Source organism: Kocuria tytonicola (genome assembly GCF_003687175.1).
GTDB lineage: Bacteria > Actinomycetota > Actinomycetes > Actinomycetales > Micrococcaceae > Kocuria > Kocuria tytonicola.
Window position 1 is genome coordinate 80,249 of record NZ_RDEX01000002.1, and the last position, 10,639, is coordinate 90,887.

At 69.1% G+C, this 10,639-nt stretch carries 10 protein-coding genes; 6 read left to right on the forward strand and 4 right to left on the reverse strand.

Annotated features, from left to right (window positions below; translation table 11 throughout):
* Window positions 1–25 precede the first annotated feature (25 nt).
* The 3 genes from trpS (at window position 26) to EAE32_RS08625 (ending at window position 2,878) form a co-directional block, all read left to right on the forward strand.
* Window positions 26–1,054, forward strand: coding sequence for a tryptophan--tRNA ligase (trpS, locus tag EAE32_RS08615; protein ID WP_121845526.1), 1,029 nt, complete (start codon window positions 26–28; stop codon window positions 1,052–1,054).
* A 95-nt stretch (window positions 1,055–1,149) separates the two neighbouring features.
* A complete protein-coding gene (locus EAE32_RS08620) occupies window positions 1,150–1,722 on the forward strand; it encodes a 2'-5' RNA ligase family protein (protein WP_243635658.1) in 573 nt (190 codons plus the stop codon).
* The gene (locus tag EAE32_RS08625; RefSeq protein ID WP_121864885.1) at window positions 1,709–2,878 is read left to right on the forward strand and encodes a YihY/virulence factor BrkB family protein; all 1,170 of its coding nucleotides are present in this window, start codon (window positions 1,709–1,711) and stop codon (window positions 2,876–2,878) included. Before EAE32_RS08620 ends, EAE32_RS08625 begins: the two co-directional genes overlap by 14 nt.
* 88 nt (window positions 2,879–2,966) lie before the next feature.
* Here the strand turns inward: EAE32_RS08625 and EAE32_RS08630 are convergent, their stop codons facing one another.
* The 4 genes from EAE32_RS08630 to sdhC form a co-directional block, all read right to left on the reverse strand.
* Entirely contained in the window at window positions 2,967–3,749 is a 783-nt protein-coding gene (locus EAE32_RS08630; protein ID WP_121864886.1) for a succinate dehydrogenase iron-sulfur subunit, read from the reverse strand.
* A complete protein-coding gene (sdhA, locus tag EAE32_RS08635; RefSeq protein WP_121845529.1) occupies window positions 3,749–5,500 on the reverse strand; it encodes a succinate dehydrogenase flavoprotein subunit in 1,752 nt (583 codons plus the stop codon). Before sdhA ends, EAE32_RS08630 begins: the two co-directional genes overlap by 1 nt.
* A 105-nt stretch (window positions 5,501–5,605) precedes the next feature.
* The gene (locus tag EAE32_RS08640; RefSeq protein WP_121845530.1) at window positions 5,606–6,091 is read right to left on the reverse strand and encodes a succinate dehydrogenase hydrophobic membrane anchor subunit; all 486 of its coding nucleotides are present in this window, start codon (window positions 6,089–6,091) and stop codon (window positions 5,606–5,608) included.
* Between the two features lie 4 nt (window positions 6,092–6,095).
* Window positions 6,096–6,473, reverse strand: coding sequence for a succinate dehydrogenase, cytochrome b556 subunit (sdhC, locus tag EAE32_RS08645; RefSeq protein WP_121845531.1), 378 nt, complete (start codon window positions 6,471–6,473; stop codon window positions 6,096–6,098).
* 356 nt (window positions 6,474–6,829) lie between these two features.
* Here sdhC and EAE32_RS08650 point away from each other — a divergent pair, with 356 nt between their 5' ends.
* From EAE32_RS08650 to EAE32_RS08660, 3 genes are all read left to right on the forward strand, one after another.
* Complete coding sequence (locus tag EAE32_RS08650) at window positions 6,830–7,945, forward strand: mannose-1-phosphate guanylyltransferase (protein ID WP_121864887.1); 1,116 nt, start codon at window positions 6,830–6,832, stop codon at window positions 7,943–7,945.
* A 54-nt stretch (window positions 7,946–7,999) separates the two neighbouring features.
* A complete protein-coding gene (locus EAE32_RS08655) occupies window positions 8,000–9,259 on the forward strand; it encodes an amidohydrolase (RefSeq protein ID WP_165860488.1) in 1,260 nt (419 codons plus the stop codon).
* A gap of 278 nt (window positions 9,260–9,537) precedes the next feature.
* Entirely contained in the window at window positions 9,538–10,626 is a 1,089-nt protein-coding gene (locus EAE32_RS08660) for a BMP family lipoprotein (protein ID WP_121845533.1), read from the forward strand.
* Window positions 10,627–10,639: the final 13 nt, after the last annotated feature.

The window sequence follows — 10,639 nt, forward strand, 5'->3', positions numbered from 1 at the left end:
GCACGACCGAAAGAAGACTGCCACCGTGACCGACACCAGCACCCCGGCGAACCAGACCCCGCGCGTGGTCTCCGGCGTCCAGCCCTCCGCCGACTCCCTGCACCTGGGCAACTACGTGGGTGCCCTGCGCAACTGGGTGGACATGCAGGACGAGAACGACTGCGTGTTCTTCGTGGCGGACCTGCACTCCATCACCACGGGGCAGGACCCGGCCACCATGCAGGAGCGTACCCGCGTGACGGCCGCGCAGTACATCGCCGCGGGCATCGACCCCGAGCGCTCCACGCTGCTGATCCAGTCCCAGGTGCCCGAGCACACCCAGCTCGCGTGGGTGCTCAACTGCATCACCGGCTACGGCGAGGCCGCACGTATGACGCAGTTCAAGGACAAGTCCGTGAAGCAGGGCGCGGAGAACACCACGGTGGGCCTGTTCACCTACCCCGTGCTGATGGCCGCGGACATCCTGGTCTACCAGGCCAACCAGGTCCCGGTGGGGGAGGACCAGCGCCAGCACCTGGAGCTCACCCGCACCCTCGCCCAGCGCTTCAACTCGCGGTTCGGGCAGACCTTCGCGGTGCCGGACGCCAAGATCCTGGAGAACTCCGCCAAGATCTACGACCTGCAGAACCCCACGGCCAAGATGTCCAAGTCCGCGCCCTCCGACGCGGGACTGGTCCGGCTGCTGGACACCGCGAAGGTCAACGCGAAGAAGATCAAGTCCGCCGTCACGGACGACGGCACCGAGGTGCGCTTCGACCGGCAGACCAAGCCCGGTGTCTCCAACCTGCTGACCGTCTACTCCTCGCTGACCGGCACCCCGATCGAGACGCTCGAGGCGCAGTACGAGGGCAGGATGTACGGCCACCTCAAGGTGGACCTCGCGGACGTGGTGACCCAGACGCTGCAGCCCATCCAGCAGCGGGCCCAGGAGCTGCTCGACGACCCGGCCGAGTTGGACCGGCTGCTGGCCCGCGGCGCGCAGAAGGGCCGGGCCATCGCCTCCCGCACGCTCACCGAGGTGTACGAGCGCATGGGTTTCCTGCCCGCGGCGTGATCCGGCGTGATCCGGCGAGAGAGGACCTGGGGTGGTGTGCGGTGGATCACAGTAGTGGGGGTAGGGTGGGACGCGGCCGAACCGAGGAGGTCCGTGTGAACCAGGGATTGCCCTCTCCCACCGTGCTCCCGGGCCGGGTCCACGCCGGGGTGGTCATCCGGCTGCCCGAGCCCATGGGCCAGGAGGTGCAGGACTGGCGCGCGTCCTTCGGGGACGCCCAGGCCGGCAGTGCACCCGCGCACATCACCCTCATGATCACGGCCGTCGCCGGGAACTGGGAGCAGCTCGTGGCCCACGTGCGCCGGGTGGCGGCACGGTGGGAGCCGTTCCACGTGCAGATCCGCGGCACGGGGACCTTCCGTCCCGTCACGCAGGTGGTGTACCTGAGGGTGGAGCGCGGTGCCGGGCAGTGCACGACGCTGCACCGTGAGCTGCTCGCGGAGCACATCGAGTCCGCGTCCCCCTTCGACTTCCACCCCCACGTCACGCTGGCCCACGGCGCCACGGACGAGACGCTCGACCGCGCCCAGCAGATGCTGCGCACCTACACCGCGGGCTTCCTCGTGGACCGCGTGCACCTCTACGAGGGGGACGAGCAGGGGATCTGGCACGTGCGGGAGAGCATTCCGTTCGGTGTCCCCGCCGAGCGCAGCCGTGACGCGCACTGACCCCCCGCCGGTGGTCCCGGCCCTCGTGGACCGGGCCGGGCTGCGCGCCGAGCACCGCCGGCTACGGGCCGTGCGACGAGACCTCGCGTCCCGCGGCGCGCCCCCCGGGCGACGTGCGGGCGCCTTCTTCGCCTGGGCGTTCGCGCGTTTCATGGCGCTGTTCCCCGTCCGCGTCGTGGCCCACTACATGTTCCACGGCGGCCCCCTCATGGCCGCGGGTCTCGCCTACCAGCTCCTCTTCGCCTCCACGGCGCTGCTCGTGATCTGCTTCGCCACGCTCGCCACGTTCTTGGGCACCAACTCTGCGCTGCAGCAGACGCTCGTGGCGGGACTCTCATCCAACATCCCTGGGCTCTTGGACGTGGGGGACGGCAGCGGCGGAGTGATTCCCCTGGCCCTGCTGGAGAACACGGGCCCGTTCTCCGTGGCCTCCACCGTGGCCGTGGCAGTGCTGCTGTTCACGGCCTGGCGGTGGGTGGCCGGGGTGCGGCTGGCCACCCGCCGGATGTTCGAACTGCCCCCGGCGCCCGGCGTTCCCATGGCGGCCGTGCCCCGAGACCTCGCGTGGCTCGTGGTCATCGGAGTCCTGCTGCTCGCCTCCGCGACCGTCAGCATCGTGGCCTCCGGCGCCGTGGACGGCGTGGTCGGCTGGCTCGGCGACATCGGGCTCACCCGGGTCCGGCCGTGGCTCGACGGTGGTGGCAAGTCCGCCGTCACTTTCGCCGTGGGACTCGTGGTGGACTGCTTGCTGAGCCTTTCCCTCGTGCGGGGAGTGGCCCAGCTGAAGCTGCACCGCAAGTCCGCGCTGGCCACCGTCCTGGTGGGGGCTCTCGGTTCGCAGGCACTGCGCTACGGGGGCAGCGAGGTCATCGGAGGCACCGCCGGCAATCCCTACCTGCTGTCCGTGGCAGTGCTCGTGGGCGTGCTGCTCTGGTTCAACATCTACGGCCAGGTGCTGCTGCTCGCGGCGGCCACCGGCGCCGTGGTGCAGGCGGACATCCGCGGGGCCCGCGCGCAGCCGGAGCGGGAGAACCGCGCCGTCACGGTGGTGGCTGCCGCAGCCCTTCCCGACGCCGCTCGGGGAGTGTGCGGCGGCGCCCCGCCACACTTCGGGGCGCCGACGGCGGGGAGCAGCGCTGCGGGCCGGAGGGACTGACTCCCTGGCGGAGCCTGCGCCCAGATGAGGAAGCGGCCCCGGAATCCAGGAGGATTCCAGGGCCGCTGTCACGCGGGGGTCTGCCGCCTCACAGGGCGGACGCGAAGACCGCCTTCTTGACCTCGGCAATGGCCTTGGTCACCTGGATGCCGCGGGGGCACGCCTCGGTGCAGTTGAAGGTGGTGCGGCAGCGCCACACACCTTCCTTGTCGTTGAGGATCTCCAGGCGCATGTCACCCGCCTGGTCGCGCGAGTCGAAGATGAACCGGTGCGCGTTCACGATCGCGGCGGGGCCGAAGTACTGCCCGTCCGTCCAGAACACGGGGCACGAGGACGTGCACGCCGCGCACAGGATGCACTTGGTGGTGTCGTCGAAGCGCTCGCGGTCCTCCTGGGACTGGAACCGCTCGCCGGTGGGCGTGTGGTCCTCGTTCACCAGGAACGGCATGATCTCGCGGTAGGACTGGAAGAACGGCTCCATGTCCACGATCAGGTCCTTCTCGCACGGCAGGCCCTTGATGGGCTCCACCGTGATGGGCTTGGACAGGTCCAGGTCCTTGAGCAGGGTCTTGCACGCGAGCCGGTTGCGGCCGTTGATGCGCATGGCGTCCGAGCCGCAGACTCCGTGGGCGCACGAGCGGCGGAAGGACAGCGAGCCGTCCAGCTCCCACTTGACCTTGTGCAGGGCGTCCAGCACGCGGTCCGTGCCGTACATGGTGAGCTTCCACTCGTCCCAGTGCGCCTCGGTCTCGAACTCGGGATCGTAGCGGCGGACCTGGAGCACGATGTCGTACGTGGGGATGCTCCGCTCACCCTCGGCGCCGGGCTGCTGAGCGTCCTGGTTCTGGTTCTCGGTCACTGCTGTGGACATCAGTACTTACGCTCCATCGGCTCGTAGCGGGTCATGATCACCGGCTTGGTCTCCTGCCGGATCCCCGCGGTGGCGGACGACGCGTCCTCGTAGACCATGGAGTGGACCATGAAGTTCTCGTCGTCGCGGTCGGGGAAGTCCTCGCGGAAGTGTCCGCCGCGCGACTCCTCGCGGTGCAGGGCGGCCACGGACATCACCTTGGCCAGCTCCAGCAGGAAGCCCAGCTCCACGGCCTCGAGCAGGTCGAGGTTGAAGCGCTTGCCCTGGTCCTGGATGGAGATGTTGGCGTAGCGGGCCTCGAGCGCCGCGATGTCGTCGAGGGCCTTCTGGATGGTCTCCGCCGTGCGGAACACCTGCATGTTCAGGTCCATGGTGTCCTGCAGGTCCTTGCGGATCGCGGCCACCTTCTCGTTGCCGTGCGGGCTGCGCGCATTGTCGAGCAGCGCCTCCGTGCGGGCGGTGGCGTCGTCGGGAACGGGCAGGAACTCGGCGGTCTGCGCGTACTCGGCCGCGAAGATGCCCGCGCGCTTGCCGAACACGTTGATGTCCAGCAACGAGTTGGTGCCCAGGCGGTTGGAGCCGTGCACGGACACGCAGGCCACCTCGCCGGCGGCGTACAGGCCGGGGATGGTGGTCTCGGAGTCCTGGAAGACCTCGCCCTTGATGTCCGTGGGGATGCCGCCCATGCAGTAGTGCGCGGTGGGGAACACGGGCACCGGCTCGGTGTAGGGCTCCACACCGAGGTAGGTGCGGGCGAACTCCGTGATGTCCGGCAGCTTGGCGTCGATGTGTGCGGGCTCCAGGTGCGTGAGGTCCAGCAGCACGTAGTCCTTGTTGGGACCGCAGCCGCGGCCCTCGCGGACCTCGTTGGCCATGGAGCGGGCCACGATGTCGCGGGGCGCCAGGTCCTTGATGGTGGGGGCGTAGCGCTCCATGAAGCGCTCACCCTCGGAGTTGCGCAGGATGCCGCCCTCACCGCGGGCGGCCTCCGAGACCAGGATGCCGAGTCCCGCAAGGCCCGTGGGGTGGAACTGGACGAACTCCATGTCCTCCAGCGGCAGCCCGTTGCGGAAGGCGATGGCCATGCCGTCGCCCGTGAGGGTGTGGGCGTTGGACGTGGTCTTGAAGACCTTGCCTGCACCGCCGGAGGCGAACACCACGGACTTGGCCTGGAACACGTGCAACTCACCGGTGGCGAGCTCGTAGGACACCACGCCCGCGGGCCGGCGGCCCTCGGGGGTGTCCACCATGATCAGGTCCAGGACGTAGTACTCGTTGAAGAACTCCACGTTGTGCTTGATGCACGTCTGGTAGAGGGTCTGCAGGATCATGTGACCGGTGCGGTCCGCGGCGTAGCACGCGCGCCGCACGGGGTTCTTGCCGTGGTCACGGGTGTGGCCGCCGAAGCGGCGCTGGTCGATCTTGCCCTCGGGGGTGCGGTTGAAGGGCAGTCCCATGTGCTCCAGGTCCAGCACCGCGTCGATGGCCTCCTTGGCCATGACCTCGGCGGCGTCCTGGTCCACCAGGTAGTCGCCGCCCTTGACGGTGTCGAACGTGTGCCACTCCCAGTTGTCCTCCTCGACGTTCGCGAGGGCGGCGCACATGCCGCCCTGGGCGGCGCCCGTGTGGGAGCGGGTGGGGTAGAGCTTGGTCAGCACGGCGGTGCGGGCGCGCTGGCCGGACTCAATGGCGGCACGCATGCCGGCGCCACCGGCGCCGACGATTACCACATCGTACTTGTGAACCTGCATACCAGATGTTCTTTCTACGTGGGTGAGTGAGAGAAGTGCGGTGTCGATCAGGGACCGGGAACGGCCGCGAACGGTGGGGCCGAGTGGCCGCCACCGTTCACCGGGTCACTGCGCGGAGCAGAAGGACGCCAGCAGGGAGGGATCGGCTCCGGCGGGGCAGGGCTCGAAGGTGAAGATCACCATGGTGCCCAGCAGGATGACGAACGCGGAGGCCACGAACAGCAGGACCTTCAGCCAGAAGCGCGTGGTGGCCCGACCGGCGTAGTCGTCGATGATCGTGCGCATGCCGTTGGTGCCGTGCAGCATGGCGAGCCACAGCATGACGAGGTCCCAGACCTGCCAGAAGGGGCTGGCCCACTTGCCGCCCACGAAGCCGAAGTCCACGGCGTGCACACCCTCGCCCACCATGAGGTTGACGAAGAGGTGGCCGAAGACCAGCACGATGAGGACCACGCCGGACATGCGCATGAACAGCCACGCGAACATCTCGAAGCTGCTGCGGGAGGACCCGGCGCGGTTGTACTTGACGCCGTCCACCTCGAGGTCGCGGCTGCGGGGGACTGAGATCTTGGTCTTGAGAGGAGTGCTCACGGTATCAACCCCCGAATACGACTGACAGGTGACGGATGAGGAACGGGATCATCACGATGACCCAGAGGGCGAGGACGCCCCAGAGCAGGCCCTTCTGGTTCTTGGTCCCGCCCTTCCAGAAGTCGATCAGGATGATGCGCAGGCCGTTGAAGGCGTGGTAGACGATCGCGGCCACCAGACCGGCCTCGCCCAGGCCCATGACGGGGTTCTTGTAGGTGGCAATCACTGCGTTGTACGCCTCGGGGGATACCCGCACGAGAGCGGTGTCGAGAACGTGGACCAGCAAGAAGAAGAAGATGGCCACGCCGGTAATGCGGTGGGCTACCCACGACCACATGCCGTACTGGCCGCGGTAAAGGGTGCCCCTGGATGAGTTCGCCACGGAATGTCCTCCCTGTGTCGCTCGTCGTCGTGCGCACTGGTGGTCGGTGACCAACGGAAGCGTTCTCGCGCGGGTGCACGGCGATGGCGGAGCCCTGGCTGGCTCTGTCATGGATGATGCGGTATTTCCCACCCAAGATACCAGCCTCCCGGGAGTTCACTGACAACGTGTCGCCATCCCCAGAACGGCGTCCTGGTGCGGAATTAGCGCAGTTCGGGGTGCCCCAATCCGGAGCATTGTCGGGGGGCTTACCCCGGGGACGGACGTCCCCCGGACGGGGGATGCGGCGGAACCCGGGGGAGGTCACGGCGTGACGATCCGCTGAACGGCGCGGGTCGGGCCGTACACTGTCGGTCGTGACTTCGCCATTGCAACGATTCCATCCGTTCATCCCCGCGGGCGGCGTGGGCTCACGGCTGTGGCCCCTCTCCCGCGCGGACGCGCCCAAGTTCCTGCTGGACCTCACGGGCTCCGGCTCCTCCCTGCTGCGCGCCACCTACGACCGGCTGGCCGCGCTCACGGACGGGCCCATCATGGTGGTCACGGGACGCTCGCACGCGGGTGCGGTGCAGGAGCAGCTGCCCGAGCTCACGGGCAGCGACCTCGTGCTGGAGCCGTCCCCCAAGGACTCGGCGGCGGCCATCGGTCTGGCGTGCACGCTCATCGAGCGTCGGGATCCCACCGCCGTCATCGGCTCGTTCGCCGCGGACCACGTGGTGGAGCCGGCCGAGGCGTTCCAGGCGGTCGTGCGGGAGGCGGTGCTGGCAGCGGACACCGGGCGGATCGTGACGATCGGGATCACCCCGTCCTCCCCGGCCACGGGCTTCGGCTACATCAAGGCGGGGGAGTCGCTGGGTCTGGCGGGGGCCCCGCACGCACTGGCCGTGGAGCAGTTCGTGGAGAAGCCCGACGAGGCCACCGCACGCCAGTACGTGGCGAGCGGACGCTACACGTGGAACGCCGGGATGTTCGTGGCCCCGGTGGGACTCATGCTGCACTACCTGCGGGAGAGCGAGCCCGAGCTGGCCAGGGGACTGGACCGGATCGCGGACGCGTGGGACACCCCCGAGCGCGACGCCGTGGTGGACGAGGTGTGGCCCACGCTGACCAAGACGGCGATCGACTACGCCGTGGCCGAGCCCGCGGCGGCCGCCGGTGCGGTGGCCATGGTCCCCGGCGACTTCACCTGGGAGGACGTGGGGGACTTCGCGGCGATCAACCGCCTCAACAAGGTGGATCCCCGGACGGACTCGCAGGTCTCCATCCTGGGGCAGAACAACCGTGTGCTCGCGGACGAGTCCTCGGGCATCGTGGTCTCCGACACCGGGCGGCTCGTGGCCCTGATCGGAGTGCAGGACATCGTGGTGGTGGACACCCCGGACGCCCTGCTGGTCACCACCGCGGAGCACGCGCAGCGCGTGAAGAACGCGGTGGACTCCCTCAAGCGCAACGGGGACACGGACGTCCTCTGACGCCCCGTGACGCGCGCGGAGGCACCGGGGCTCCACGGCGGTACGCTGACAGGCATGTTGGACCTGCCGCTGCCCTCCGCCGACGACGTGGGGCTGCCCCCCGCGATCGGGCCCCTGCTCAGCCACTACCTCCCGGACCTCATCCGGTTCCGCCGTGACGTGCACCGCCACCCGGAGCTGTCCTACGAGGAGTACCGGACCACCGAGCGGATCGTGAACGCCCTGGAGGCCTCCGGGCTGCACCCCGTGCGCTTCGAGCGCACCGGGTGCTACGTGGACGTGGGCCGGGGGCCCGTGATGGTGGGGCTGCGCGCGGACATCGACGCACTGCCCATTCTGGAGGACACGGGCCTGGACTACGCCTCCATCAACGAGGGCGTCATGCACGCGTGCGGCCACGACATCCACACCACGGTGATGCTCGGGGTGGCCCGGGTGCTCGCGGACCTGCACCGCTCCTCGCCCTTCGCGGGGACCGTGCGGATCGTGTTCCAGCCCGCCGAGGAGAAGCTGCCCGGCGGGGCGCTCAGCATCATCCGGCAGAACGTGCTCTCGGGGGTGCCGCGCATGTTCGCGCTGCACTGCGAGCCCAAGGTGGACGTGGGCCAGGTGGGCACCCGGATCGGCGCCATCACCTCGGCCTCGGACACCATCCGGATCGAGCTCTCGGGCCGCGGCGGGCACACGTCCCGCCCGCACCTCACCGAGGATCTCGTCTACGCGATGAGCCAGATCGCCATCGACGTGCCCGCGGTGCTGTCCCGGCGGGTGGACGTCCGCTCCGGCGTGGCGGTGGTGTGGGGGCAGATCCACGCCGGGGTGGCGCCCAACGCGATCCCCATGTCCGGCTTCATGGCCGGGACCATGCGCTGCCTGGATGCGGACGCGTGGTACCAGGCGGGCGAGATGCTCGACGAGGTGGTGGGCCAGGTGGCCGCGCCCTACGGCGTGAACGTGGACCTGGAGCACATCCGCGGCGTGCCCCCGGTCGTGAACGGGGAGACCGAGACCACCCTGCTGGAGATCGCCGCGCGCGCCGAGCTCGGCGAGGAGAGCATCCTGCTCGTGGAGCAGTCCATGGGCGGGGAGGACTTCGCGTGGTTCCTGCAGCACGTGCCCGGCGCCATGATGCGACTCGGCACCCGTGAGCCCGGCGGCCGCACCTACGACCTGCACCAGTCCGACTACTCCCCCCAGGAGGAGGCGATCCGCTGCGGTGTCCAGGTGATGGCCTCCACCGCCCTGCGCGCCGTGCGGCTGCGGGTGCGTGAACTCAGCGATGCCACGCAGACCCTCGAGATCCCCGAGGAGTGACACGCCGCGGTGGGGGACACGCACGGTCGGCTCACGGGCTACACTGGGCGGACCTATGACCCGGGTCACTTTCCGGGCGGCCGTGCGCACCGCACCACACCGCCCCGGTGAGGAGGCGCGCGGAGTCCACGCGGCGCCGTCGTCCGCTCCCGGTCAGGGGAGGTGACGGTGACTCACGCGAGGACGCGAAGGGAGCCGCCGGTCACCTCGGCCGCCGGGCGCAACGCCCCGGCTCCCAACCGCACGGCTTCCCCGAGCCCGATCCTCCGGAGGACCCCATGATCACTCGTCGTTTCCGCACCCTGGGTGCGCTCGGACTGGCCGGGGTCACCGGCCTCACGCTCGCCGGCTGCGGCGCGGCCCCTGGTGCCTCCGGGGACAGCAGCCAGGCCTCGGACTTCAAGGGCTGCATCGTCTCCGACGACGGCGGATTCCAGGACCGCTCGTTCAACCAGAGCTCCTACGAAGGTCTGAAGGCCGCGGAGGAGCACAAGGGCATCAAGGTCAGCCAGGCCGAGTCGCAGTCCGAGACCGAGTTCGAGCCGAACCTGACGTCCATGGCCCAGCAGGGCTGCAACCTGACCGTGTCCGTGGGATTCCTCCTCGCGGACACCACCAAGAAGGTGGCCGGAGCCAACCCGGACAAGCACTTCGCGATCGTGGACGACAACTCCATCAAGGCGGAGAACGTCAAGCCGATCGTCTACAACACCGCCGAGGCCGCGTTCCTCGCGGGCTACCTCGCCGCGGGGACCTCCGAGACCGGGAAGGTGGCCACGTACGGCGGCATGGACATCCCCACCGTGACCGTGTTCATGGACGGCTTCGCGGACGGTGTGAAGTACTACAACGAGAAGAACAAGAAGGACGTGAAGGTCCTCGGCTGGAACAAGGACTCCCAGAACGGCACGTTCCTCAGCTCCTTCCAGGACTCGTCCAAGGCCAAGACCGTGACCCAGAACCTGATCGGTGACGGTGCGGACGTGGTGCTGCCGGTGGCCGGCCAGGCGGCCCAGGGCACCGTGGACGCGGTCACCGAGGCGAACAAGGGCAGCAAGAACGTGCGTCTGATCTGGCCGGACACGGACGGCTACGAGACGCTGGACTCCGGCAAGGAGTACCTGCTCACCTCCGTGCTCAAGGAGATGTCCACCTCCGTGGAGGACGTGGTCACCCAGGCCGCGGACGGGAAGTTCGACAACACCCAGTACGTGGGCACCCTGGAGAACGGCGGCGTGGGCCTGGCCCCGTACCACGACCAGCAGGAGAAGGTGGGCGAGGACCTCGACAAGCAGGTCCAGCAGCTCAAGCAGGACATCATCGACCACAAGGTCACGGTGGAGTCCAAGAACGCCCCGAAGTCCTGACCGGGCGCCACGG

Coding starts and splice junctions, on each gene's coding strand:
- EAE32_RS08655 (WP_165860488.1), top strand. CDS start 8,000: ATGTTGGACCTGCCGCTGCCCTCCGCCGACGACGTGGGGCTGCCCCCC.
- sdhA (WP_121845529.1), bottom strand. CDS start 5,500: ATGCAGGTTCACAAGTACGATGTGGTAATCGTCGGCGCCGGTGGCGCC.
- EAE32_RS08630 (WP_121864886.1), bottom strand. CDS start 3,749: ATGTCCACAGCAGTGACCGAGAACCAGAACCAGGACGCTCAGCAGCCC.
- EAE32_RS08660 (WP_121845533.1), top strand. CDS start 9,538: ATGATCACTCGTCGTTTCCGCACCCTGGGTGCGCTCGGACTGGCCGGG.